Annotated in this window: 25 protein-coding genes; 14 read left to right on the top strand and 11 right to left on the bottom strand. The window is 72.2% G+C overall.

The genetic code is table 11. The annotated features are described in order from the left end of the window. Positions 1-2 precede the first annotated feature (2 nt). On the bottom strand, positions 3-476 hold the full coding sequence (locus ABD714_RS08560; protein WP_344811895.1) for a pyridoxamine 5'-phosphate oxidase family protein: 474 nt from the start codon (positions 474-476) through the stop codon (positions 3-5). Between the two features lie 61 nt (positions 477-537). Continuing rightward, entirely contained in the window at positions 538-1323 is a 786-nt protein-coding gene (locus tag ABD714_RS08555; protein WP_344811894.1) for a class I SAM-dependent methyltransferase, read from the bottom strand. 46 nt (positions 1324-1369) lie between these two features. On the opposite strand from ABD714_RS08555, the gene ABD714_RS08550 reads away from it, so the two are divergent. Both ABD714_RS08550 and ABD714_RS08545 read left to right on the top strand, forming a co-directional pair. Beyond that, positions 1370-1939 (top strand): DUF6434 domain-containing protein, encoded by a 570-nt coding sequence (locus ABD714_RS08550; RefSeq protein WP_344811893.1) that lies wholly within the window; start codon positions 1370-1372, stop codon positions 1937-1939. A 58-nt stretch (positions 1940-1997) separates the two neighbouring features. Then, entirely contained in the window at positions 1998-3749 is a 1752-nt protein-coding gene (locus ABD714_RS08545) for an HNH endonuclease (RefSeq protein WP_344811892.1), read from the top strand. 3 nt (positions 3750-3752) lie between these two features. On the opposite strand, the gene cobF is transcribed toward ABD714_RS08545, so the two are convergent. Further along, on the bottom strand, positions 3753-4514 hold the full coding sequence (cobF, locus tag ABD714_RS08540) for a precorrin-6A synthase (deacetylating) (protein ID WP_344811891.1): 762 nt from the start codon (positions 4512-4514) through the stop codon (positions 3753-3755). Beyond that, a complete protein-coding gene (locus ABD714_RS08535) occupies positions 4511-5992 on the bottom strand; it encodes a cobyric acid synthase (protein ID WP_344811890.1) in 1482 nt (493 codons plus the stop codon). The genes cobF and ABD714_RS08535 overlap by 4 nt, the downstream gene beginning before the upstream one ends. 75 nt (positions 5993-6067) lie before the next feature. On the opposite strand from ABD714_RS08535, the gene ABD714_RS08530 reads away from it, so the two are divergent. Further along, positions 6068-6688 (top strand): helix-turn-helix domain-containing protein, encoded by a 621-nt coding sequence (locus ABD714_RS08530; RefSeq protein ID WP_344811889.1) that lies wholly within the window; start codon positions 6068-6070, stop codon positions 6686-6688. After that, positions 6681-7919: an MFS transporter gene (locus ABD714_RS08525; RefSeq protein ID WP_344811888.1), complete on the top strand. Its 1239-nt coding sequence runs from the start codon at positions 6681-6683 to the stop codon at positions 7917-7919. The genes ABD714_RS08530 and ABD714_RS08525 overlap by 8 nt, the downstream gene beginning before the upstream one ends. Here the strand turns inward: ABD714_RS08525 and ABD714_RS08520 are convergent. After that, positions 7852-8838, bottom strand: coding sequence for an EamA family transporter (locus ABD714_RS08520; protein WP_344811887.1), 987 nt, complete (start codon positions 8836-8838; stop codon positions 7852-7854). The genes ABD714_RS08525 and ABD714_RS08520 overlap by 68 nt on opposite strands. 72 nt (positions 8839-8910) lie before the next feature. Here ABD714_RS08520 and ABD714_RS08515 point away from each other — a divergent pair, with 72 nt between their 5' ends. Both ABD714_RS08515 and ABD714_RS08510 read left to right on the top strand, forming a co-directional pair. Continuing rightward, on the top strand, positions 8911-9459 hold the full coding sequence (locus ABD714_RS08515; protein WP_344811886.1) for a CGNR zinc finger domain-containing protein: 549 nt from the start codon (positions 8911-8913) through the stop codon (positions 9457-9459). Next, positions 9456-10682 carry a pyridoxal phosphate-dependent aminotransferase gene (locus tag ABD714_RS08510; RefSeq protein WP_344811885.1) on the top strand — a complete coding sequence of 409 codons (1227 nt, stop codon included), beginning with the start codon at positions 9456-9458 and terminating at the stop codon, positions 10680-10682. The genes ABD714_RS08515 and ABD714_RS08510 overlap by 4 nt, the downstream gene beginning before the upstream one ends. Here ABD714_RS08510 and ABD714_RS08505 read toward each other — a convergent pair. Genes ABD714_RS08505 through ABD714_RS08495 form a run of 3 tightly spaced genes read right to left on the bottom strand, consistent with a single transcriptional unit; the run spans position 10633 to position 13283 of the window. Beyond that, a complete protein-coding gene (locus ABD714_RS08505) occupies positions 10633-11751 on the bottom strand; it encodes a flavin-containing monooxygenase (RefSeq protein ID WP_344811884.1) in 1119 nt (372 codons plus the stop codon). The genes ABD714_RS08510 and ABD714_RS08505 overlap by 50 nt on opposite strands. 15 nt (positions 11752-11766) lie before the next feature. Next, complete coding sequence (locus ABD714_RS08500; protein ID WP_344811883.1) at positions 11767-12585, bottom strand: MBL fold metallo-hydrolase; 819 nt, start codon at positions 12583-12585, stop codon at positions 11767-11769. Beyond that, on the bottom strand, positions 12582-13283 hold the full coding sequence (locus ABD714_RS08495; protein WP_344811882.1) for a uridine kinase family protein: 702 nt from the start codon (positions 13281-13283) through the stop codon (positions 12582-12584). The genes ABD714_RS08500 and ABD714_RS08495 overlap by 4 nt, the downstream gene beginning before the upstream one ends. Before the next feature lie 53 nt (positions 13284-13336). On the opposite strand from ABD714_RS08495, the gene ABD714_RS08490 reads away from it, so the two are divergent. Together ABD714_RS08490 and ABD714_RS08485 are read left to right on the top strand one after the other, a co-directional pair. Continuing rightward, positions 13337-13654 (top strand): putative quinol monooxygenase, encoded by a 318-nt coding sequence (locus ABD714_RS08490; protein ID WP_344811881.1) that lies wholly within the window; start codon positions 13337-13339, stop codon positions 13652-13654. After that, complete coding sequence (locus ABD714_RS08485; protein WP_344811880.1) at positions 13651-14805, top strand: iron-containing alcohol dehydrogenase; 1155 nt, start codon at positions 13651-13653, stop codon at positions 14803-14805. Before ABD714_RS08490 ends, ABD714_RS08485 begins: the two co-directional genes overlap by 4 nt. Positions 14806-14887: 82 nt before the next feature. Here ABD714_RS08485 and ABD714_RS08480 read toward each other — a convergent pair whose 3' ends face one another. Next, positions 14888-15757, bottom strand: coding sequence for a DNA-3-methyladenine glycosylase family protein (locus ABD714_RS08480; RefSeq protein WP_344811879.1), 870 nt, complete (start codon positions 15755-15757; stop codon positions 14888-14890). 9 nt (positions 15758-15766) lie between these two features. After that, positions 15767-16672, bottom strand: a complete 906-nt coding sequence (locus ABD714_RS08475) for a serine protein kinase RIO (RefSeq protein WP_344811878.1) — start codon at positions 16670-16672, stop codon at positions 15767-15769. Between the two features lie 320 nt (positions 16673-16992). On the opposite strand from ABD714_RS08475, the gene pdhA reads away from it, so the two are divergent. From pdhA to ABD714_RS08460, 3 genes are all read left to right on the top strand, one after another. Then, complete coding sequence (gene pdhA / locus ABD714_RS08470; protein WP_344811877.1) at positions 16993-18126, top strand: pyruvate dehydrogenase (acetyl-transferring) E1 component subunit alpha; 1134 nt, start codon at positions 16993-16995, stop codon at positions 18124-18126. Next, complete coding sequence (locus ABD714_RS08465; protein ID WP_344811876.1) at positions 18126-19136, top strand: alpha-ketoacid dehydrogenase subunit beta; 1011 nt, start codon at positions 18126-18128, stop codon at positions 19134-19136. The genes pdhA and ABD714_RS08465 overlap by 1 nt, the downstream gene beginning before the upstream one ends. A 61-nt stretch (positions 19137-19197) precedes the next feature. Next, a complete protein-coding gene (locus ABD714_RS08460) occupies positions 19198-20637 on the top strand; it encodes a dihydrolipoamide acetyltransferase family protein (RefSeq protein WP_425562373.1) in 1440 nt (479 codons plus the stop codon). A gap of 64 nt (positions 20638-20701) precedes the next feature. Here the strand turns inward: ABD714_RS08460 and bla are convergent, their stop codons facing one another. Further along, positions 20702-21640 carry a class A beta-lactamase gene (gene bla, locus ABD714_RS08455; protein ID WP_344811874.1) on the bottom strand — a complete coding sequence of 313 codons (939 nt, stop codon included), beginning with the start codon at positions 21638-21640 and terminating at the stop codon, positions 20702-20704. A 106-nt stretch (positions 21641-21746) separates the two neighbouring features. Between bla and ABD714_RS08450 the strand changes: the two genes are divergently transcribed. From ABD714_RS08450 to ABD714_RS08440, 3 genes are all read left to right on the top strand, one after another. After that, the gene (locus ABD714_RS08450) at positions 21747-22610 is read left to right on the top strand and encodes a LysR family transcriptional regulator (protein ID WP_344811873.1); all 864 of its coding nucleotides are present in this window, start codon (positions 21747-21749) and stop codon (positions 22608-22610) included. Next, on the top strand, positions 22607-23563 hold the full coding sequence (locus tag ABD714_RS08445; protein WP_344811872.1) for a serine hydrolase: 957 nt from the start codon (positions 22607-22609) through the stop codon (positions 23561-23563). Before ABD714_RS08450 ends, ABD714_RS08445 begins: the two co-directional genes overlap by 4 nt. Positions 23564-23730: 167 nt before the next feature. Further along, positions 23731-24717 carry a Gfo/Idh/MocA family protein gene (locus tag ABD714_RS08440; RefSeq protein WP_344811871.1) on the top strand — a complete coding sequence of 329 codons (987 nt, stop codon included), beginning with the start codon at positions 23731-23733 and terminating at the stop codon, positions 24715-24717. The last annotated feature ends 135 nt before the right edge of the window (positions 24718-24852 follow it).

Genomic DNA, 24852 nt, shown 5'->3' with positions numbered 1-24852 from the left:
GATCACCGGCGCCAGGTGCGCGGGGTCAGATCGCCGGACGCCAGCTGCTCGGCCCGGAGGATCTGCACCCGGTAGGGCTCGAGTCGCAGCACGTGGAACCGGGGATGGTGGAGGCCGTCGTCGCCGTAGCCGGACATGTCGCCCCAGCCGGGCGGCTCCGGCGCCGCGAACAGGTCCCACACCCGTTGTCGGGTCTCGTCGTCCTCGACCCAGCCGGCGGTGCAGTCGATGGCCACCGTGTTCTGCGCCGGACTCCAGTAGAAGCACGCCACGTAGGGATTCGTGGCCAGGTGAGCCGTCTTCACCGGTGTGCGGTCGGTGACGGCCCAGCCCTCCGGCTGTCCGTCGACCACCCGGAAGATCGGGTGCAGCACCCGCGACCGCGGCCGACCGGCGGGGTCGACAGTGGTCACCGTGCAGTAGGTGATCTCGGTGGTGAAGCGCAGGAAGTCGGCCGTCAGCGGGGTGAAGTCCATCCCGGCATCCTGGCCCAGGCGGGGCGCGGTCACCAGACCCTCGCGGGTGCCACGGCCCAGGTCAGCGATCGCGGACCCGAGCCACCCGGAGCTCGTGGAGATAGGACTTGGTGATGGTGCCGCCGTGACGGTCGTCGATCAGCGTCCGCAGACAGCGCAGCAGCCCGTCACGCCGCCGGGGCGGGAGCGCGCGGTGACCGGAGTAGGTCCCCAGCACGGCCAGGTAGTCGTCGGCGGTGTAGGTCAGGTCGCGGACGTGGCGCCGTCGTACGGCGGGGGCGAACCGCTGATCGTCGTCGATCTCGTCGACGACCTCGGGCAGCTCGTCGGGGGACAGGAAGGGTTCGTCGGGATCGGTCGCCGGATCCCAGCGCAGGTAGCACTCCTGGGCGCGGCTGAAGAAGTCGACAGTGCCGCCACGCACGTGTGCGGTGGTCACGGTGGCGAGCCACCCGCCGGGGCGCAGGGCCGACCGGACGCGATCGGCCCGTACGGCCCGGTCGACCCAGTGCCAGGCGGTGAACGACGCCACCAGGTCGACGGGCTCGGGTGGCGTCCAGTCCTCGAACGCCCCCGTCACCACCTCGACCTCGGATCCGCGGACGTTCTCCCGCAGCACCGCGGCCAGCTCGGGCCCGAGCTCGATCGCGGTGACCGCGGCGCCGGTGGCCGCCAGCGCCCGGGTCGCCTGCCCGGTGCCGGGGCCGATCTCGACCACCCGCGAACCGGGACCCAGCCCGGTGAGCTCGACCAGGTCGGCGATCAGGGCGGGCGGGTAGTCCGGTCGGGCTCGGTCGTACAGGCGCGCGTCCTCGTCGAAGATCCGGCGGAGCTCGGCATCGGTCATCGATCCAGCATCGTCCATGTCGGTGGTCCCCGGAAGACTCGAACTCGTGATCGCCGATGCTGCCCGCCGTCCTCCGCTGTCGACGAGCCTCAGTGGGGCGGAGCTGGCCCGCTGGTACTGGCTGAAGTCCGAGCTCGTGGTGCTCGCTCGGCAGCTCGGCGTGAGCACGGCGGGCGGCAAGGCGGAGCTGACCGAGAGGCTGGTCGCGGGTCTCGACGGACAGCCGGTGCCGACAGCAGTGCGGGGACCGCGGCGGCCAGGTGCGCAGCTGACCGGGCCACTCGGGGCAGACACGCTGATCCCGGCCGGGCAGCGGTCCGGTCAAGCCCTCCGCGCGTGGTTCGTCGAGCAGATCGGGCCGGGCTTCCGCTTCGACGGACCGATGCGGACGTTCATCGCCGAAGGCGGACGGACGCTGGGCGACGCTGTCGATCACTGGTACGCCACCCGGCACCGCGGGCCGCAGGAGATCACGCCGCAGTTCGAACTCAACCGCTTCGGCCGCGCCTGGCGGGCCGAGCACCCGGGCTCGACCCACGCCGAGATGCTCACGGCCTGGTCCTCCTACCGAGCGCTGCCGGTAGAGGAGCGGAGTCCCGATATTCCTGCTGAGTAACGGATCTCTTTGCTTCTAGGTCTGGACACACGCCGTGTCTGACTCTAGAATAGATCACATGTTCGATATGTGGTTTGAGCAGTCGCTCGGTGATCCGAGCGCGCTGTTGGACCTGGTGTCGGACACCGTGGCGACGGAGCGGCGGGCGGGGTGTCGCAAGCTGCGCTTGGCGGCGGCTTGGGCTGACTGTCACGGCGACACCGGCGATCCTGACCAGGCGGCGCGTCGGTCGGTGCTGGTGGACCGGCTGGTGCGGATGGGTCCGCTGGGCACCCCGTTGGTGACGGAGACGTGTCCGTCGTCGCTGGCGTTGGCGCAGCGGACCAGTGTCACCTCGGCCCGGTTGCTGATCGGGGACGCGTTGACGATCCGGCACCGGCTGCCCCGGCTGTGGGACCGGGTGGTCGCCGGGGAGGTGTGGGGCTGGAAGGCCCGCGAGATCGCCCGCCGGACCAGCGAGCTCGGCCCGGTCGCGGCCGGGGCGGTGGACGCGGTCGTGACCGGGCAGGTCGAGCTGCTCGCCTGGGGCCGGTTCGAGCGGCTGCTCGACGCGACCTTGCTGCAGGTTGACGAGGCCACCTACCAGCGGCGGGTGGCGCGGGCGGCGGCGCAGCGCGATGTCCGCGCCACCCAGTCCAGCGACGGGCTCAGGACGTTGGTGGCGCGAGTCGAGGCCGGTGACGCGGCCGCGTTCCTGGCGTTGGTGGACCGGGTCGCGGAGTGCCTGGCCGACGACGGTGACGAGGACCCGGTCGCGGTCCGCCGGTCCAGGGCGGTCGGGATCATCGCCTACCAGCCGCGGCTGCGGGATTTGCTGGCCCGCCACGCCGACCGACCCGACACGCACCCGACTGCCGACGTGCAGGTCGCCGCCCACCAAGCGGATCCGACCGACCCGTGGGCCGCTGACCTTCCGACGGCCGGCTGGGAGACCGATCGGCACGGCAACGTCCGCCAGCCCGGTTTCGACGACCTCGACGACGACTGCTGGACCAGCCAGCGGCCCTCCACCGCAGACGTGCCGGACGGGGAGCCGCCGGTCGACGACAAGGACCTGGCGTGGTTCCAGCAGCAGCGCGAGGGCGACGGCGCACCGAGCTCGCCTCTCGAACCCGTCGTGGATGCGGGGTCAGTACCCGAGGCGATTCGTGATCATGGACTCGGGCCGACGGCGTCTGTGCCGGCGCCGTTCGTCCGCCAGCCCCGTGGTTCCCAGTTTGACCTGAGGCCATTCACCACAAAGGAAGCGAGTGGCTGCGGACCGCGGGTGGTGATCCATGTCCACGTCACCGACCGAACTCTGGTGGACCAGCATGGTGTCGTCCGCACCAGCGACGGTCCCGTCACCCTGGACCAGTTCCGACAGTGGCTGACCCAGGCCGACCCGAAGATCACGATCCGGCCCATTCTCGACCCCGCAGCGACCTCTGCGGTTGACGCCTACGAGATCCCCCAGCGCCTCCGGCAGGCGATGAGCATCAGGCATCCGGGATCGGTGTGGCCGTTCAGCCCCGCCACCAGCCTGACCGCCGATGGCCGGCTCGACCTCGACCACACCCGCCCGTACGGCGATCACGGTCCACCCGGCCAGACCTCCATCGGCAACCTCGGACCGCTGACGCGGACCGAGCACCGCGCCAAGACCTTCGGCGGCTGGCAGGCCCGACAACCGGATCTCGGCACCTACCTGTGGCGGTCACCCGAGGGCCTGATCGCACTCACCACCAACCAAGGCACCCTTCTGCTCGGCGACCGCGACTGGGCCCACCAGGTCTGGCGCACGTCCGAGCCTGCCGTGCCGGCTGCCTGACGGTCAGTCCGCGGTCCGCAAGGCGTAGACGTCCATCACCCAGCCGCGCTCGGCCCGGATCGCCGAGCGTCGCTCGGTGAGCCCGGGGAGCACGTCGCGCAGTCGGCCGTGAATTAGTGCCTCGTCGGCCAGACCGAGCTGGGCGCCCCACCAGATCTCCAGGTCGGGGTGCTCCTCGACCAGCCTGCCGCAGGCGAGGTCGCCGTCCAGCATCACCACGACGGTGCCCAGGTCCGGGCGGAACTCGTCGACCAGCCGTCGCCCGGTGGTGACGTAGATCGGGCCACCCACGGTGTTCAGGACCATCTGGTGCCGGGCGGCCAGCAGCTGGACGCTGCTGATCCCCGGGTACACCTCGAGCGCCAGGTCCACGCCGGAGGCGCGGATCTGCTCGACGATGCGCAGCGTGCTGTCGTATAGGGCGGGATCACCCCAGACCAGGAAACCCAGGGTGCCGCCGTCCGGCAGCTCGCGGGTGATCACGTCGGCGTACGCCCGGGCCCGTCGGGCGTGCCAGTCCGCGACGGCCTCGCGGTAGCCGGACGGGTCGCGGTCCCGGGCCGGATCGGCGACCTCGATCACCCGGTAGTTGTGCCCGGTGATCACCGCCCGACACAGATCGGTCCGGATCGCCGCCAGGTCGCTCGTCTCGGCCCGCTTGTCGGCCACCAGGAACACGTCCACCCGGTTGAGGGCGGCCGCCGCCTCCGCCGTCAGGTGGGCCGGGCTGCCGCTGCCGATCCCGATGGCCAGGACCGTGATCATGATCCCGCCCTGGTCCAGCTCAGCAGGGTGTCCAGATCCAGGTGCTCCTCGACCGCGTCGGCCATGACGGTGATCATGGTCTCCCGGCGGTCTCCGAACGACGGTGCGTCCGGCTCGGGGCGCCAGCCGACGCCGGCGGCGGCCGCGATCTCGGTGAGCCAGGCCCGCCGGAACGCGTCGTTCTCCAGCGTCCCGTGCCACATGGTGCCCCACACCGCACCGGCCCGCCAGCCGTCCAGGAACGGCTCCGCCTCGCCGTCGTGATCGTGCTCGGCCACGCCGTGATGGATCTCGTACGCCGACACGCGGTGATCACGCCAGACCCCGACCGGACGCCCCAGCACCTTGCTCTGGTCGAACCGCACAGTGGTCGGCAGCAACCCCAGCCCCTGCAGCGACCCGGCGGCGCTCTCCACGCTGTCCTCGATCGTCCGCGCCAGCATCTGGTAGCCCCCGCAGATCCCCAGCACCGGCCGCGTACGGGCCGCCCGTTCCTGCAGAGCCTCGGCCAGCCCGCTCTCCCGCAGCCACGTGAGGTCGGCTCCCGTGGTCCGGGTGCCCGGCAGCACGACGAGGTCGGCGTCGGCGACCACCCGCGGATCGGTCGTGACCAGCACGTCCACCCCGGGCTCGGCCGCCAGCGCCTCGACGTCGGTGATGTTGGAGACGCGCGGCAGCCGGACGACGGCGATCCGCAGTCGATCGTGGTCACCGGCTCGGGCGACCGAAGAGCGCCAGGCACCGACCTCGAGGGTGTCCTCGGCGTCGAGCCAGACTCCGGGCAGCCAGGGGAGCACCCCCAGGCAGGTCAGTCCGGTGCGCTCGGTGAGCATGGCCAACCCGGGTTCCAGGACCGCCCGGTCGCCGCGGAACTTGTTGATCAGGTAGCCGCGGATCGCCGCCCGGTCGTCCGGCTCGAGCAGGGCGACAGTGCCGTACAGGGAGGCGAAGACACCGCCCCGGTCGATGTCGCCGACCACCACCATCGGCAGGTCGAAGCGGCGGGCCAGACCGAGGTTCACGTAGTCGCCGGCCCGCAGGTTGATCTCCGCCGGCGAGCCGGCGCCCTCGGCCACGATCAGGTCGTGGGTCTCGGCGAGCTCGGCGTACGCCTCGAAGGCCGCCGCGGCCAACCCCGTCCGGCCGGTCGCGTACTGCCCGGCCTCCAACGTCCCGTTCGGCTTGCCGCGCAGCACCACGAAGCTGCGCCGATCGGACCCGGGCTTGAGCAGCACCGGGTTCATGGCCGAGGTCGGCTCGACCCGCGCCGCCTGCGCCTGCAGGTACTGGGCCCGTCCGATCTCGGAACCGTCGGCGCAGACCATCGAGTTGTTGGACATGTTCTGGGCCTTGAACGGGGCCACGTCGACGCCCCGCCGTCGGAGGGCGCGGCACAGCCCGGTCACCACCAACGACTTCCCGGCGTCCGACGACGTCCCCGCGATCACCACGCCGCTGGCGGCAGCTCGGTTCGGCACCGGGGGAGTCTAGTGCTCGCCGTACCCTGGCCGGTGACACTTGAAAAGGAGCCTTTCGAAAGATACCTTTCGACTATGGCCCGACCACCACAGATCCGTCCGGAGATCGGCGACGAGCGGGGACTCCCGGTTCGCCGGCTGCGCGACCCCGAGCACCTGCGGGCGCTGGCTCATCCACGCCGGATGGAGATCATCGACCTGCTGATCGCCGACGGCCCGATGACCGCCAGCCAGTGCGCCGCGCGGCTGGGTGACTCACCCGCCTCGTGCTCGTACCACCTGCGCCAGCTGGCGCGCTTCGGCTTCGTCGAGGAGGCGGCCGGTGGACAGGGGCGGAACCGGCCCTGGCGCTGGGTGCCGGTCGGCAACCAGATCGAGTCCGCCGGCTCGCCGGCCGAGCGGTCGGCGGCCGAGGCGCTCGGTGCGGTGATCGAGGGGCGCAACATCGACCGCATCCGTCGGTACGCGCGCCACGGGGCCACCGATCCCTGGCGAGAGGCCGGCCAGACCTCCGACTGGGCGATCAGGGTGACCGAGGAGGAGCTGGTCGAGCTGGGGGAGGCCATCTCGGCCCTGCTCATCCCCCTGCAGCGCCGTACGTTCGACGGGGACGCGCCCGCCGGGGCCCGTCTGGTCGACGTGCTCACCTACCTGATGCCCAGGGCCGGTGCGAGCGGTGACCAGACCGATGCGTGAGCTGATCCGGCATCGCGACTTCCGGTTGCTGCTGGCCGGCCAGACCTTGGCGATGTTCGGGGACTGGACCCTGCTGCTGGTCTTCGGCATCTGGGCCAAGACCCTCACCGGCAGCAACGCCGTCGCCGGACTGACCGTCTTCGCCATGGTCGCCCCGGGGCTGCTGGCCCCGTTCGCCGGTGTCGTCGTCGACCGGCTGCCCCGGCGCGCGGTGATGATCGGACTCAACCTCGTCAGCGCGGTGGTGGTGTCGTCGCTGTGGTTCGTCCACGACCGCGACCAGCTGTGGATCCTGTTCGCGGTGGCCGTCTGGTACGGCTTCAGCGGCGTGATGTTCAACGCCGCCATCTCCGGTCTCGTGCAGGCCATGCTGCCGATGGACCAGGTCGGACCGGCGAACGGCCTGCTGGCCACCGTCCGCCAGGGACTGCGGTTGATCGGTCCGCTGGCCGGTGCCGGGCTCTTCGCGTACGCCGGCGGGCGGTGGGTGGCGACGCTGGATGCGGCCATCCTCGTGCTCGCGTCCGTCGTCCTGCTGTTCCTGCGTCACCGGGAGATCCGGGCACCCCGGGTGGTGGTGCCGTTCCGGGTCGAGCTGACCGCCGGCCTGCTGCACCTGTGGCGGTCCCCGCTGCTGCGTCGGCTCGCCGTGACCACCGTGCTGTTCTCGGTGGCCATCGGGATGGTCGAGCCGACGGTCTACGCGCTGGTCGGTGACGGTCTCCGCCGACCGCCGGAGTTCGTCGGGGTGCTGGTCAGCGTCCAGGGCGCCGGCGCGATCCTCGGCGGCATCGTGGTCAGCGGCGCGATCCGACGGGTCAGCGAACCGACGCTGATCGTGGTCGGTCTGCTGGTGATCGCCACCGGGGCGGCACTGTGCACCATCCCCGCCCTGCCGGCCGCCCTGCTGGGCTTCGGTCTCGTGGGAGTGGGCATCCCGCTGCTCGGCGTGGCCATCGCCACGTTGCTGCAGCGCTGCACCCCCAACGAGGTGATGGGCCGGGTGGCGGCCGGCTACGACATGATCGGCACCGTGCCGACCACCGCCTCCATCGCCGCCGGGGCGATCCTGGTCGGTCTGTGGCCCTTCCAGCTGATCCTCGGGCTGACGGCCGTCGGCTGTGTCGCCGCGGCGCTCTCGATGCTCCCCGCCCGGCGCGCGCTCAGCGCCGTCGGGACCGGCGCCCCGCCCCCGGCGTCCGGGGTGCCGGGGGTCGTGCCTGCACCGTAGCGATGCCGGCCAGGATCAGGATCCCGCCGACCGCCTGGATCGGTGTCGGGATCTGGCCGAGCAGCAGGGCGGCGAACACCACCGCCAGGATCACCTCGGACAGGGCGACGAAGGAGGCGATCGAGCTGCCGAGCCGGCGCACCGCCTCGATCCCGGTCACGTACGCCAGCGCCGCCGACACCAGGGCCAGGGCGACGACCGGCACCCACCACGGCAGGGTCTGCGCGGCGATGGTGACCGGCGCGGCGGCCACGGTCAGCGGCACGATCCCGATCAGACCGGCCAGCACCAGCACGACCGCCCCGACGCCGGTGCCCACGGTGGTCAGCAGCAGCGCCGGGGAGGACGAGCCGCTGCTCTCCGACATCACGAAGTAGACGCACAGGCACGCCGCCGCGCCCAGACCCCAGAGCACCCCGACCAGGCTGACCCGGACGTCGCCGGTGAGGTCGAGGACCAGCACCAGACCGGCCATGGCCAGGGCGGCACCGACCAGCTTGGCCGCGCTCGGCCGCTGCCCGCGCCGCCACCAGAAGAAGCCGATCAGCAGGACGGGGGCCAGGTACTCCAGCAGCAACGCCACCCCGACCGACAGGTGCTGCACCGCGCTGAAGTAGCAGAGCTGCGCACCCGCGACGGCGACGACCCCGTACGCGATCATCCGCCCGGTGGCCCGGCCGGTGGGCAGCCCGACCCGACGGAGCAGCAGCAGGCAGGGGAGCAGCAGGGCCAGGAACGCGCCACCCACCCGGGCGGCGACGACGGCGGCCGGCGACCACCCGGTGACCAGCAGGCTGCTGGCCAGCGAGCCCGACAACGCGAAGGCGGCGGCGGAGCACAGGGCGATGGGCAACCCGGTGCGGACGTCTACGGTGGTGCTGCCGGCGACGAGTGGGGTCACGGGCGCGGTGGCGGTCACGGTACACGTCCTGTCATGAGCTAACTGCGGTTATGCTGATGACACTACGAGAGGGGGGTGTCACGAGTCAAGATGATTTTCACTCATGACACCGAGGTGTCCCTGGTCGAGGCCGCGGCCCTCGTCAACACCCTGGACAGCGACGGGGTCGACGGCCTGGCCGAGCCGTCCGGACTGCGCGAGTTCCTGGACCGGCACCCCTTCACGGGGGTCGTCCTGGGCACCGAGGCCGAGGCGGCCGAGGTGCGGGAGATCCGTGGCCAGCTGGGTCGGCTCTGGCAGGTGCCGGACCGCGACGCGGCAGTGCCGATCATCAACGAGATCCTGGCCGCGTGCGACGCCCGTCCCTTCCTGGTCCGGCACGATGCGTGGGACTGGCACCTGCACGTGACGCCACCGGAGGCACCACTGGCCCAGCGGATGGCGGCCGAGGCGGCGATGGCGTTCCTCGAGCTGATCCGCGCCGACGACTGGGCCCGGCTCAAGAGCTGCGCGGCCGACGACTGCCACGACGTCCTGGTCGACCTGTCCAAGAACCGGTCCAAGCGGTTCTGCGATGACGGCAACTGCGGCAACCGGGCTGCGGTGGCCGCCTACCGGGCCCGGAAGCGGGCTCGATGACCGCAGCCCAGGGTGCCTCACGGCGGTCGGCGGTGCCCCCGTTCGCGGTGATGACGGTGCTCCAGCGGGTGGCCGAGGCCCGCGCCGCCGGTCGCGAGGTCATCTCGCTGTGCGCCGGCGAGCCGTCGCAGGGTGCTCCGTCGGACGTCCGGCGCCGGCTCGCCGAGCTGATGATCGACCGCACCCCGCTCGGCTACAGCGAGACCTTCGGGCTGCTGAGCCTGCGGGAGGCGATCGCCCGGCACTACCGCCGCTGGTACGACCTCGACGTGCCGGTCGCCCAGATCGCTGTCACCACAGGATCGTCGGGGGCCTTCCTGGTCAGCTTCTTGGCCGCCTTCGACGCCGGCGACCGGGTGCTGCTGGCCCGACCCGGCTACCCGGCCTACCGCAACATCTTGACCAGCCTGGGTTGTGAGGTGGTGGAGCTGCCCTGTGGCCCCGCCGAGCGCTTCCAGCCGACGCGGGCTCTGCTCGACGCCGCGCTCGCCGACGGTCCGGTGGCCGGGCTGGTGCTGGCATCTCCCGCCAACCCCACCGGCACCATGGTCGACCATGATCAGCTGGCCGACCTGACCGACTGGTGTCGCACGCACGGCGTCCGGCTGATCAGCGACGAGATCTACCACGGCATCGTGGACGCGTCCGTGGCCCGGCGGGTCGGGGTCGGCAGCTGCGCCTGGCAGCACGACCGCTCGTCGGTGATCATCTCCTCCTTCTCCAAGTACGCCGGCATGACCGGCTGGCGGTTGGGCTGGGCTCTCGTCCCCGACGACCTCGTCGGTGCGGTCGACGCGCTGGCCGGGAACTACGCCCTCTGCGCCCCGGTGCCCGCCCAGCACGCGGCGATCCAGGCGTTCACCGAGAGCTCCTACGCCGAGGCCGAGGCCGCCGTCCGCGAGTTCGCCGCCGCTCGCACCCTCGTGCTCGACGCCGTCGACGACCTCGGTTGGACCAAGGTGGCGCCGGCGGACGGCGCGTTCTACGTGTGGGCCGACATCGCCGACCGGTTGGGTCCGTATCCGGACTCGGTCTCCTGGTGTGCGGCGCTGCTGGACGCCGAGGACGTGGCGGTGACCCCCGGGCCGGACTTCGACACCGTCGACGGGGGCACGGCCATCAGGCTCTCGCTGGCCGCCGGGCCGGAGGCGATCGGCACCGCCCTGCTGCGGATCAGGCGCTTCCAGCAAGGGCTCGGGCGATCTGAGCCGACTCGATCCTGATCTCGCGCAGCAGCCCGGTCAGCTCCACCGTGATGCCCAGGAAGTGCAGCCGCGGCGCCTGCGGGAGCGTCCGGCCACCCGAGACCAGCGGCATGCCGCGGTCGTCCAGCACACCCAGGTGCCCGACCAACGGTGGCAGCCCGGTGCGGTAGCCGGTGGCCGCCAGCACCACGTCCACCCCGAGCTCCTGCCCGTCGGCCAGCCGTACGGTCCCGTCCCCGAAGCCGGTGACCGCGGGGACGACCAGCACCCGTCCGGAGGTGACGGCGTCGACGAAACCGCAGTCGAGGATGGGTACGGTCCGGGACCGCTCGAACTGGCTGAAGCCGTCCTTGGTGGGGGCCGGGAGCCCGTACGGCGTCAGGTCCGGCACGGTGACCCTGCGCAGCAGGCCGGTCAGCGGGTTCTTGATCACCGGCGGCAGCGGGTCCGACGCGATCCCGAGCAGCTGGCTCGGCACCCCGGCGGTGTCACGGCGGACGATGTTGGGCGGCGTGCGCACGGCCATGATCACCTCGCCGGCCACCCCGACCAGGTCGGTGACCAGGTCACCGGCGGAGTTGCCCGATCCCACCACCAGCACCCGCCGGCCCGCGTACGCCGACGGCTCGCGATAGGCCGAGGAGTGCACCACGGGGCCGGCGAACCCGTCCCGACCGGGCCAGTCGGGGACGTACGGCGTGTGGCTGTAGCCACTGGCCACCACCACCGCGTCGGCGCTCAGCGGGCCGGCCGACGTGTCCACCCGCCAGCCCGGACCGTCCGCCTCCACCCGGGTGGCGGTGACCCCGAGCTCGGGTCGCAGGTCCAGCTCGGTGGCGTAGTCCTGCAGGTAGCGCACCAGGTCGTCCCGGCGGACCCAGGGCCCGTACGCCTTGGGGATCGGCTTGCCGGGCAGCCCCGAGAGCCACCGCGCCGTGTGCAGCTTCAGGCTGTCGTAGCGGTCCCGCCAGGATGACCCGACGGCATCGCCGGCGTCGATCAGCCGGTAGGGCAGTCCGCGCTCCCGCAGCCGGGCCGCCGTGGCCAGCCCGGCCGCGCCGCCCCCGATGATCACCGTCTCGGACATGGTCGATCTCCTGTCTCAGGTGAGGTCGTCGTGGTCCCCGCGGACCCAGGCCGCGTGCCGGTCGGCCGAGAAGCGGACGACGGCCCGGGCGTCGGCGTCGATGATCCCGCCGAAGTTGTTGTAGAGCCGGTCGAAGGTGAGCCCGTCGGTCGCGTCGGCCAGCCGCTGCACGACCGCGGCGGACAGCGGGATCCGGTTGGGGTAGCTGCGCATGAACGACGCGGTGCCGTCGGGGTTGGCGAAGATCGTGTCGCCGGCCAGCAGCACCCCGCGCCCCCCGGCCCCGCCGCTCCACACCGCCACACAGCTGCCGGGGAAGTGACCGCCCAGCGTGTGGAGCGTGATCGACGAGGTCAGCCGCCGCTGACCCGACCAGAGCTCGATCGCCGCGCCCTGCCGCTGGACCCACTCGGCGTCGGCCCGGTTGACCAGCACCGGGGCGTTCAGGGCCTCGGCCCAGGCCAGCTGGACCCCGAACATGTGCGGGTGGCTGGCCGCGATCGCCACCACCGGTCCCTGCCGGCGGACGTGGTCGACCGCCTCGTCGGTGATCAGCCCCGGCGGGTCCCAGAGCAGGTTCCCCTCGTCGGTGCGGACCAGCAGGGTCTGCTGGCCGATGCCGACCCCGGGCTTCGAGACCAGACCGATGAGATCCGGCTCCACCTCGAACCACTCCAGCACGTGGCCGTCACGGATCAGCTGCTCGACGGTCGTCCAGCGCTGCCCGCCCTTCGGCAGGTACTGCCGCTCGTCGTTGCAGATCGGGCACACCTGGTCGGGGGAGCGGGCTCCCTCGGTCTCGACCGCGCACGTCGCGCACAGGTGGATGGTCATCGTCCTGCCTCCTCGGATGCTGCTGTCGGCGGTCCAGATCCTCGCGGCGGGCGACCGACGGTCACCGTCCCCGCCGGCAGCGAAGCGGTGGACGTGCCCGCCAGGATCAGGTCGGCACGCTCCCAGGGACGGTCGGCTTCGAAGAAGGGCAGCTCCTCGGCCATCCAGGTGTGCCAGAAGGCGGTCGTGGCCTCGGCGTCGCCGTTGACGCCGGACGCGATGTCGCGGGCGATGCCCCGGCGCTCCGCCTCCGCGAAGTCGGACTGCACCCAGATCGAGGCGTCCAGCCAGTCGATGAGCTCGGTCCGGGAAGCGCCGACCCCCTCGACGATCAGCAGCCGTACGGTGTCGGCCACCTCGACCGCGCCGTCGCGTCCGTGACGCACCCAGCCGGGCGGGCGGTAGGACACGGCCGCCCCGGCGCGGTAGGGCCGGAGCACCCCGTCGACCAGGGCGTCCGACCAGCCGAAGATCGAGTGGTTCCAGGCGATGTCGTCGGCGCCCACCACCGCCGCGTCGGGCAGAGCGGCCGCCAGCCGTCCGGCCAGCGTCGACTTGCCGGCACCGCCGCGGCCGTCGACGGCGACCACCCGTCGGCCCGGGCCGACGCGGTCGACCAGCTCGGCCGCCACGCTCGCCAGTGGTCGTACGGTCCAGTCGTCGATCGGTGGTTCGCCGCTCGCCGGCGTGATCCTCACGGTGCTCATCATGCCCGTCGACGCGGGCGTACGTCGTCGCTATCGTCGGCCGGGTGACGAACTCCCTGCTGATCGTCCACGTCGACATCGCGGTCCTGCCGGACCACCTGGACGCCTTCCTGGCGGCCACGGCGCTCAACGCCACGGCCAGCCGGCAGGAGCCGGGGATCGTCCGCTTCGACGTGCTGGCCGACCGCGTCGACCCCGGCCACGTCGTGCTCGTCGAGATCTACGTCGACGAAGCGGCGGCCGCGGCCCACAAGGAGACCGCGCACTACGCGACCTGGCGGGACACGGTGGCGCCGATGATGGCCCGGCCCCGGGTCGGGGTCCGCTACGTCAACATCTCGCCGGGCGACGACGGCTGGTGAGCAGCGAGACGTTCGACCTCGCGGTGCCCTCCGACATCCGGGTCGGCGCGGGCCGGGTCGCCGAGGCGCCGGACGTGCTGACCGGCTGGGGTGCCCGGCGCGTGCTGCTGGTCACCGGCCGCTCCCCGGACCGAGCCGCCCCGTTGGTCGCCGCCCTGGCCGAGCGCGGCCTGGACGTCAGCACCTTCGCCGTCCCCGGTGAACCGACCATCGACGTCGTCCGCGAGGGGACCGCCGCCGCCGCCGGCCACGACGCGGTGGTCGGCTTCGGCGGTGGCAGCGCCCTGGACGTGGCCAAGGCCGTCGCCGTGCTGGCCGTCAGCGGCGCCGACCCCCTGGTGCACCTCGAGGTGATCGGGGAGGGCCGGCCGATCACTGGCCCGGGCCTGCCGTGCCTGGCCGTCCCGACCACCGCCGGCACCGGGTCGGAGGTGACCCGCAACGCGGTGCTGGCGGGGGACGGGGTCAAGGCCAGCCTGCGGAGTCCCTGGCTGCTCCCCCGGGTGGCCATCGTCGATCCGGACCTGCTGACCGGGCTGCCCGCCGCCACCGTCGCCGCCAGCGGGATGGATGCCCTGGCCCAGGTGATCGAGCCGTTCCTGTCCCGCCGGGCCAACCCCTTCACCGACGCCCTGGCCCGGGACGGCATCGTGCGCTCCGCGCGCTCGCTCCGCCCGGCCTTCACCGACGGCATGCAGGACGCGGGCGTGCGCGCCGACCTGGCCGTCGCCAGCCTGTTCGGCGGTCTCTGCCTGGCCAACGCCGGGCTCGGGGCAGTCCACGCCTTCGCCGCCGCCCTGGGCGCGCGGTCGGGGGCTCCGCACGGTGCCGTGTGCGCGGCGGTGCTGGCGCCGGCCCTGGCGGTCAACCTGCGCGCGGTGCGCGAGCGGGGCAGCCACGAGACGCTGCTGCGGCTGACCGAGCTGGCCGTGCTGCTCACCGGTGCGGTCGACGCCGAGCCGGAGGACGTCGCCGACTGGGTGGGTGACCAGACCCGCGCCCTGCAGATCCCGGGACTGGCGACCCACGGACTCGCCGACGCCGACACCGCGGAGGTGGTGGCCGCCGCCCAGCGGGCCAGCAGCATGCGCGGGAACCCGCTCGATCTCACCGACGACGAGGTCGCGGAGATCCTCGCCCGCGCCCGGTGACGGAAATCGGCCCCTCGCGCCGCCCGCGCCGGCGTGTCGTGCGGTGTGTCGCCCACGAGGGGCGCGTTTCCGTCACCTCCCCTCACCACGCCGTTGACGCCCAGAGGTGGAAGACGGCGTAGGCGCGCTGCGGACGCCAGCGCTCCATGGCGGCGGGGACGTCCCGGTCCTTGGCCACTCCGAGAGCCCGGCGCAGCACCAGGTCGCCGACCGGCACCGCGTCGGGATCGCCGAACAGCCGCATCCGCAGGTAGTCCCGGGTCCACGGACCGACGCCGGGCAGGGCCAGCAGGGTCGTGGCCCGCTCGTCCCACTGCTCCGGTGGCAACGGGAGCGGCCACGGGTCGGCGCCGGCGAACAGCTCGGCCACGGCCAGCAGCGTCCGCGCCCGGGAGCCGGTGATGCCGATCGCGGACCGTACGTCCTCCAGGTCGGCGCCGGCCAGCCGGTCCGCGGTCGGGAAGGCGGTCAACCCCCTCGGTCCCGGGCAGCCGTAGGCCGCCACCAGCCGCCCGGCGAACGTGCGGGCGGCGGCCAGCGACACCTGCTGCCCGAGCACTGTCGAGATCGCGGCCTCGAACGAGTCGGGGTAGCGCACCCGACGTAGTCCCGGTCGCTCCCGCACCAACGGCCCGAGCACGGGATCGGTGTCGAAGACGGCCGCCAGCCCGGCCGGATCGAGGTCCAGATCGAGCCAGTGCCGGACCCGCTGGGCGACCACGGCCAGGTCGTCGTCGGTCACCGGCGCGCTCCCGCTGTCCAGATCGACGGTGATCGCGGACGCGTCCGGGCGAACGGTCACCGCCACCGGCCCGGACGAGCCCGGCAGAAGGCGGCGGTGCGCACCGGTGACGGGATCGGTGGTCTCACCACCGGGCACCGCGTGCGCACCGATCATCCGCAGGGCGAGCGGCCAGTCGTACGCGCCGACGAACGGCAGCTGGAGGAGCACGCCGTCTTCCTACCAGGCGTACGCGATCACCTCGCCCAGCAGCGTCTCCGCATCCACCTCCAGCCCGCGGGCGGTGAACCAGGTCGCGACGTTGCGGCAGTCCCGGGCCAGGAACTCGGGACCCTGCGGGTTGCCGATGATGTTCACGGCCTGCGGCACGTCGATGATCACCACCCGTTCCTCGGTGGCCAGGATGTTGAACGCCGACAGGTCGCCGTGGGTGAGACCCATCGCGGCCATCGTGCACATCGCCGTCCGGAGCTGGTCCAGGTACTCCGCCAGCAGCTCCGCCGACGGGCGGGTCTGGGCCAGCCGCGGAGCACCCGAGCCGTCGGCGAGGGTGATGAACTCCATCAGCAGCTCGGTGCCGTCCAGCTGCACCGGGTAGGGGACGGGCAGACCGGCGCTCCACAGCGTGGACAGGTAGCCGAACTCAGCGGTCGCCCACTCGCCGGCCTCGACCTGGCGGCCCCACCGACTGCCCTTCGCCACCGCCCGGCGGTCCCGGCTGCGGCGGATCCGACGGCCTTCGGTGTAGCCGCTGTCGCGGTGGAACATCCGGTGGTCGTTGGTCCGGTAGCGCTTGGCGGCCATGATCACCGCGTCGGTGTCGGTGGCGCGCTCCACCAGGATGACGTCGGCTTCCTTGCCGGTCTTGAGGATGCCGAGGTCGGTGTCGATCGCGGCGTCCGCGGTGATCAGCCAGTCCGGCCACGGGTCGGGACCGGCGAGGATCCCGATGTCGTCCCAGGTGGACCACCGTTGCCCAGCGGGCAGCTCGTCCGGCAGCGGGACGTAGTCGAGATCGGTGAAGGGGTCGAGATCGGTGAAGGGGTCGAGATCTGTGTAGGGGTCGAGATCAGTGAAGCGGGCGGGCTCGCCGTCGGGCGAGGCCGCGGGTGATGAGACGGACATGATGGGTGATGACTCCCGAAGAGAGAACGGATGAGGGCGTGTCGAACGCCCGGACCTCGATGGACATCTCGACGCCTCCTCTGCTCTTCGTCGTGCCGGCTCACCGACCCGATCCGTACTGACCGAACGGGTCCACTGTGAACACGACAAGTAGGACATGCAACTTGTTTTCCATAGACGTGAACGGGAGCGGTACGTTGAGTTCACCTTCGTTCCAGCACGACCCGACACGCGGCGATCCCGCACTCGGGGCCCGGTGGCGGACCCGCCGGGGACCAGGCGGCGCAACCCTTGCGTCCCAATGACGAGAGGACGCTCGAGTGGGCAACGGTGACCCCGAACTCGTTCAGCTGCTGACTCCCGAGGGCCTCCGGATCGACCATCCGGACTACGCCTTCACCGGGGACGACGAGCAGGTCAAGGGCTTCTACCGCGACATGGTGATGACCCGGCGCCTGGACTCCGAGGCCACCGCCCTGCAGCGTCAGGGTGAGCTGGGGCTGTGGGCCTCCTGCCTGGGTCAGGAAGGCGCGCAGATCGGCTCCGGCCGGGCGATGACCGACCAGGACGTGGTGTTCCCGACCTACCGCGAGCACGGCGTGGCCTGGACCATGGGGGTCGACCCGCTGCAGCTGCTCGGACTGTTCCGCGGTGTCGACCTCGGTGGGTGGGACGCGGCGAAGACCCGGTTCCACCTCTACACGATCGTCATCGGCGCCCAGGCGCTGCACGCCACCGGCTACGCGATGGGGATCGAGCGCGACGGTCTGGTCGGCACCGGCGACCCCGCCCGCGACGCGGCGGTCATCGGCTACTTCGGTGACGGGGCGACCAGCCAGGGTGACGTCAACGAGGCGTTCATCTTCGCCAGCTCCTACAACGCCCCCATCGTCTTCTTCTGCCAGAACAACCAGTGGGCGATCTCCGAGCCGATCGAGCGCCAGTCGCGGATCCCGCTCTACCGTCGTGCGTCCGGCTTCGGCTTCCCCGGGGTCCGGGTCGACGGCAACGACGTGCTGGCCGTGCACGCCGTCACCTCCCAGGCCCTCGAGCGGGCCCGCTCCGGCAACGGCCCGACGTTCATCGAGGCGTACACGTACCGGATGGGGGCGCACACCACCTCCGACGACCCGACCAAGTACCGGCTGGCCGACGAGCTGGAGCACTGGCGGCTGAAGGACCCGATCGAGCGGGTCCGGGCCTACCTGACCCGCACCGGGGCGGTCGAGGACGCGTTCTTCGCCGACGTGGAGACCGACGCCGACGCGATGGCGGCCCGGATCCGCTCGGGGCTGCTGTCGCTGCCCGATCCGGAGTTCCTGGCCCTGTTCGACAACGTGTACGCCGAGCAGACGCCGCACCTGGTCGACCAGCAGCGCTGGTACGCCGAGTACGCGGCGAGCTTCCAGGCGGACGGTGGTCCCGGCGACGACGCCGTGACGGGAAGGCAGTGATGACCGACTCCACCAGACCCGGCGACCCCGGCCGGACGAGCAGGATCACGTTGGCCAAGGGCCTCAACGCCGGACTGCGGCGGGCCCTCGAAGCCGACCCCAAGGTGCTGCTGGCGGGCGAGGACATCGGCAAGCTTGGTGGGGTGTTCCGGGTCACCGAGGGCCTGCAGAAGGACTTCGGCGAGCACCGGGTGATCGACTCCCCGCTGGCCGAGTCCGGCATCGTCGGCACCGCGGTGGGACTCGCCATGCGCGGCTACCGCCCGGTCTGCGAGATCCAGTTCGACGGCTTCGTCTACCCGGCCTTCGACCAGATCGTCAGCCAGGTCGCGAAGTTCCACAACCGGTCCGCCGGTCGCCAGAAAATGCCGATCGTGATCAGGATCCCGTCCGGTGGCGGCATCGGTGCGGTCGAGCACCACAGCGAGTCCCCGGAGACGCTCTTCGCCCACGTACCCGGACTCAAGGTGGTCACCTGCTCCAACCCGGTCGACGCCTACTGGATGATCCAGCAGGCGATCGCCTCCGACGACCCGGTGATCTTCTTCGAGCCCAAGCGGCGCTACCACGAGAAGGCCGAGCTCGACACCTCCATCCCCCCGATCCCCTTGCACAGCGCGAGAGTCGTCCGCCCGGGCACCGACGTGACGGTGCTCTGCTACGGCCCGATGGTGAAGACGTGCCTCGACGCGGCGGGCGCGGCGGCGGACGAGGGGCGGTCCCTGGAGGTCATCGACCTGCGCACCCTGTCACCGATCGACATGGCCACCGTCGTGACCTCAGTCCGCAAGACCGGCCACGCGGTGGTGGTGCACGAGGCGGTGATCAACCTGGGGTTGGGGGCGGAGCTGTCCGCCCGGATCACCGAGCAGTGCTTTTACTCCCTCGAGGCGCCGGTGCTGCGGGTCGGTGGCTTCGACATCCCCTACCCGCCGAGCCGGGTGGAGGACCAGTACCTCCCGGATCTGGACCGGGTGCTCGATGCCGTCGACCGGTCCCTGGCCTACTGAAGCCCCGCCCCCGGGGACCACTGCCCACTGAGAATCTCGAAGAGGAGAGCGCCGCGTGGCGATCAAGGAGTTCCGGCTGCCCGACCCGGGCGAGGGTCTGGTCGAGGCCGACATCGTTACCTGGCGGGTGGCTGTCGGGGACGAGATCAAGGTCAACGACATCCTGCTGGAGATCGAGACCAGCAAGTCGCTGGTCGAGCTGCCGAGCCCGTACGCGGGCACGGTCACCCAGCTGCTGGTCGCCGAGGGTGACACCGTCGACGTCGGCCGGCCGATCATCGCCATCGAGGACGGCACCGAGGTGCCGGCCACTCCGGCGGCCGAGCCCGCGGCGGGAGCCGACGAGGGCGGCGAGCGGGTCGCCAACCTGGTCGGTTACGGCGCCAAGGCGGCCGACACGCGACGACGTCCCCGCAAGACCGCCGGTGGCGGCGAGACCGCACCGGTCGAGACCCACGAGCAGGTGAACAGCACCTTCGCCGTCGACACCCCGGTGTCGCGCCGCGCCGACCATCGCGAGCCGCTGCGGCCGGCACCCGCGCAGTCGCACGGCGGACCGCTGCCCCCGCCCGGACCGGCCGCCCCGGAGACGGTGCCCCCGTCGTCCGGTGCGGTGTTGGCCAAACCCCCCGTACGGAAGCTGGCCAGGGACCTGGGGGTCGACCTCGGCTCGCTGACGGGCACCGGCACGGGCGGCGTGATCACCCGGGACGACGTGGAGGCGGCCGCCGCGCGCGCGTCGGACCCCGACCCCGTCGCGACTCCGAGCCCCGTACCGGTCGCGGCGGGGGCCGACCGCCGCATCCCGATCAAGGGCGTCCGCAAGGCGACCGCGGCGGCCATGGTGCAGTCGGCTTTCACCGCGCCGCACGTGACCGTGTGGGTGGAGGCCGACGTCACCGCCACGATGGAGCTGGTCCGCACCATCAAGGCCCGGCGCGACTTCGCCGAGGTGAAGGTCTCCCCGCTGCTGCTGGTGGCCAAGGCCGTGCTGATCGCGCTGAAGCGCAACCCGGAGCTGAACTCGTCCTGGGACGAGGCCGCCCAGGAGATCGTGCTGAAGGGGGGCGTCAACCTGGGGATCGCGGCCGCCACCCCCCGTGGGCTGATCGTGCCCAACATCAAGGACGCCGACCGGTTGTCCTTGCTGGAGCTGGCCCAGGCGTTCGGTTCTCTGGTGACCATGGCCCGGTCCGGCAAGACGCCGCCCGCCGACCTGGCCCGCGGCAGCTTCACGATCACCAACATCGGTGTCTTCGGTGTCGACGGGGGCTTGCCCATCCTCAACCCGGGCGAAGCCGGCATCCTGGCCATCGGGCAGATCGTTCGCAAGCCCTGGGTGGTGGGTTCCGGCGACGACGAGCGGATCGAGCCGCGGTGGGTGACCACGATCGCGGTGTCCTTCGACCACCGGCTGGCCGACGGCCAGCAGGGTTCGACCTTCCTCGCCGACGTCGCGCAGATCCTCTCCGACCCGGGGCTGGCGCTCGTCCTGTCCTGAGCGGTCCAGTCCCGGGCTGTCCTGGCTGAGCCGCCCCTCTGGAGGGCCGGCGCTCCGACTCGGCTCAGGTCAGGCGCGCGAAGCAGAGCTGCCCGATCTCGGCGACCAGCTCGTTGTCGTTCGCCGCGCCCTCGTCCGCGGACCGGGTGAGCACCGAGAGCAGGACCGGCGTCCCGTCCGGCCCCCAGGCCACACCGGCGTCGTTCACCACCCCGTACGCTCCGGCGCCGGTCTTGTCCGCCAGCCGCCAACCGGGAGGGAGCGCCTTGCCCAGCCGGCCTCCGCTGGTCTCGTTGCCGAGCATCCAGCCGCGCAGTCGCCGTCGGTCGGGGGCGGGCAGGGCGGGTCCCAGCAGCAGCCAGCTGTAGGTCCGCGCGATGGCCCGGGCCGAGGTGGTGTCGGTGCGCCGGTCCGGCTCGGCGGAGTTCAGCTCCGGCTCCCAGCGGTCGAGCCGGGTGGTGTCGTCCCCGAGCCTGCGGGCGCTCCGGGTCAGACCGGCCGGACCGCCGATCACTGACAGCAACGCGTTGCCGGCGGTGTTGTCGCTGCGCTGCAGTGCTGCGCGGCACAGGTCGGCCACGGTCGGGATCCGACCGGTGGCGAAGCACTCCTCGACGTACGGGGAGTTCTCGACCAGGGCGGCCGGCGGGAGGTGGACCGGGCGCTCGAGCACCCGTCGGTCGGGCACCACCAGCTCCCCGCGGAGGACTGCCGCGACAGCGATCACCTTGAACAGGGAGCACATCGGCATCGCCCGGTCGGGCCGGTGGAGCAGCGTCCGGCCGGTCCGCAGGTTGCGGGCGTACACGGCGGCGATGCGTCCATGGCGTCGCTCGAGGGCGGCGACCGAGGAATCGGTCGTGTCGGCCGCCCGGGCGGTTGTGTGGTCGCCGGCCGGCAGCGCGGCGCCGAGGACGAGGGCGGTGGACGCAGTGAGCAGGGTGCGGCGACGGACGGGGCTCGCCGCGACGGTCGACACGATGGCGGAGTCGGGTGTGGTCATGGCTCCACCGTCACGAATCACCGGGCCCGGCGGCCAACACGTTCGGTGTCGATTCATGCCTCTGCGGCATGACAGCTGGTGAGGGCCGCCTGGTTAGGGTCGGACGATGGACCTGATCGACGCTCTGCAGGCGTTCCGGCTGGTCGCCGAGGAGTCCAGCTTCACCCGCGGCGCGCAGCGGTGCGGGGTTCCCCAGCCGGTGGTGAGCCGACGGGTGGCCGCTCTGGAGCGGCGTCTCGGGGGGCCCCTCCTGGAACGCTCGACCCGTTCGGCGACGCTCACCGGGCTGGGGGAGCGGGTGCTGCCGCACGTCGACGAGCTGCTGGGCCGCTGGGACCTGCTGACCCAGGCGGCCCGGGAACCCGATCCCGAGCTGGTGATGGCTGTCCCGCGACATCTCGATCCGCGCACGCTGGCCAGCATCCGCCGGGGCCTGGCCCCGATCCGGATCGGACTGAGCGAGGACGACCCGGAGGAACGGTCGCGGCTGTGGCTGAGCGGGTTGGTCGACATCGCCGTGCTGTCCGTGCCCCAGGGTGCCGGGGGCGTCACGTCGGTCCTCGGTCTCGGACTGGCCGAGACGGACGACGGTCGTCCCCTCTGTCTGTCCCAGCTCCGGCGGTCCGTCCGGCAGCGTGACGACCGGGCGCGGCGGATCCACCTGCAGCCGGAGGACGACGTACCGGCGGTGCGCGATCCGCTGAGCCAGCTCGCCCACGGCCACGGGCTGGGCGCCGAGCAGGTGGTGGGGGCTTCGGAGCGGACCGAGACCCTGACCCAGCTGCACGAGTACGACGACGTCCTGGTCTGCACCGCCACCGAGGCTGCGACGTTCGGTCTCGGCTGGCGGCCGATCCGCGGTCTGTCGCTGGTCCGGCACCAGGACGTGGTCGCCCGACCCGGACTGCTGACCGACGACCAGCTCACCCGGGTCGTCGGTCGGCTGGACTCCGGGAGCGATCGCCGATGACCGGTGCCGCGGTGGCAGGCACCTCGGGCGCGCTCGTACGGGTGGCCGCCGACATCGCCCAGGACTGGCGTCGCAGCGGACTGGCCGGAGGCTTCGTGGCCCGACACCTCGACAGCGGCAGCGAGCTGGGCTTCGACGTCCACCGGGTGCTGCCACTCGCCTCCGTGGTCAAGGTGCCGATCGCTCTCGTGGTCCTGGACCGGATCTCCCGCGGCGTCCTCGATCCGGGGTGTGCGGTCGAGCTCGACCCGGTCCTTCGCACCCCCGGTCCCAGCGGCCTCTCGCTCTTCGCCCACCCCGCCACCGTGGCCGTCCGGGACCTCGTCACCATGTCCCTCTCGGTCAGCGACAACGCCGCGACGGACGCGCTGCTGGGCCTGGTGACGCCGACCGAGGTCACCGAGCAGCTGGCCGCCTGGGGTCACCGGGGCCTGGTGGTGCGGCACCGCATCAAGGAGCTGCACGACACCGTGGCCAGCCTCCCCGAGGCGAGCTCGGCGTACCTGATGGAGCTCGCCATCCGCGGCGGGACCCCCGGCGGGGGACACCCGATCGCCCAGCTCGACCCGGCGCGGGCGAACGCGGGTGACGCCGCGGGCCTGGCGGCCCTGCTCGCCGACGTGTGGACCGACCGGATCGCCGATCCGCGGGCGACCGCCGAGCTGCGCGTCGCGTTGGGCCATCAGCTCACCCGGCACCGTTTCGCAGGTGAGCTGGTCAGCGACCTGACCACGCTCCGCAGCAAGACCGGCACGTTCCTGCACCTGCGTCACGAGGCCGGGGTGTGCCAGACCTCGGACGGGGACCGTGTGGTGGTCGTCGCGCTCACGACCTCGTCGGTGAACGCGGCCGAGCAGCCGGAAGCCGATGCTGCCATCGGAGCCGCGGCCCGGGCCGCGGTGGAGGCGCTCGTCGACGACCGTTACTTGTCAGGACAATTTGACAAGCGCTAGCGTGGGCGGTCCGCTCAACGAGAGGCTTCGTTCATGACCGTGTTCCATGGTCGCGCTCCGCGCTCCGCGGTCCTGAACTCCGCAGCTTCTCGCTCGTTCATCGCGTTCCGGACGCCGGAAAAGAGTGCCGTCCGGAGACGCTCTTCCACTCACGAAAGGCTTCGTTCATGACCGTGCGCATCGGCGTCATCGGAACCGGCAACATGGGAGCGGACCACATCCGCAACCTGCAGCGCTTCGTGGCCGGGGCGGCGGTGACGGTGGTCGCCGACTACGACCGGGCGACGGCCGAGGCGGTCGCCGCCGCGTCCGGGGCCCGGGTGGCCTCCGACGGCGACGCCCTGATCGCTGACCCCGAGGTCGACGCGGTGATCATCGCCTCGCACGACTCCACCCACTACGCGTACGCACTGGCCGCCGTGGCCGCCGGGAAGCCCACGCTGTGTGAGAAGCCGCTGGCGCCGACGCTGGCCGAGTGCGAGGAGATCGTCGCCGCCGAGGCGGCGGCCGGCGGGAACCTGCTGTCGCTGGGCTTCATGCGGCGCTTCGACCCGGCACACACCGAGCTCAAGGCGGCCATCGACGCCGGCGTGATCGGCCCGGTGCTGCGGGTGACCGGCGCGAGCCGCAACGTGGTCAGCTATCCCGGCACCACCTCGGAGTCGATCATCACGAACTCCGTCATCCACGAGCTGGACTCGATACCGTGGCTGCTCGGCTCGCCGGTCAGCTCGGTGGCCTGGCTCGCCGGACGCGCGACCAGCACGGTGCCCGCCGGCCTGGCCGACCCCTCGCTCACGCTGCTGCGGACGGCCGACGGCGTGCTCACCTCGGTCGACATGTACGTGAACGCCGAGTACGGCTACGACCTCCGCACCGAGGTGCTGGGCGAAAAGGGCGCACTGTCGCTCACCGACCCGGCCCTGGTTGCGGTCGACCTGGGCCGGAACCGGTCCACCGGCTACCCGCTGGACTGGCGGCCCCGGTTCGCCGACGCCTACCGGCTCGAGCTGGGCGCCTGGGTCGCCTCGGTGGCCGCCGGCGCGCCGAGCCCGCTGGCCAGTGCGGCCGACGGCCTGGCCGCCAGCCGGGTGGCGGTCGCCGTGATCACGTCGATGCACGAGGGTGGCCGCTGGGTCGAGGTCGCCCGGTGACCAACGCGTCGACGCTCCCCGTCGCGTGGACGCCGGACACCGGACAGCGCCGACCCCGCGGTGGGGGACCGTCGGTACCGAGGCGACCCTGGTGATCGACGGACCGTTGTAGCAGCCCGGTGGCTTCACGTTGTC

The organism is Microlunatus aurantiacus (assembly GCF_039536605.1).
GTDB lineage: Bacteria > Actinomycetota > Actinomycetes > Propionibacteriales > Propionibacteriaceae > Microlunatus > Microlunatus aurantiacus.
The sequence above is the reverse complement of the archived record's forward strand: the minus strand, read 5'-3'. Positions and strand labels throughout refer to the sequence as shown.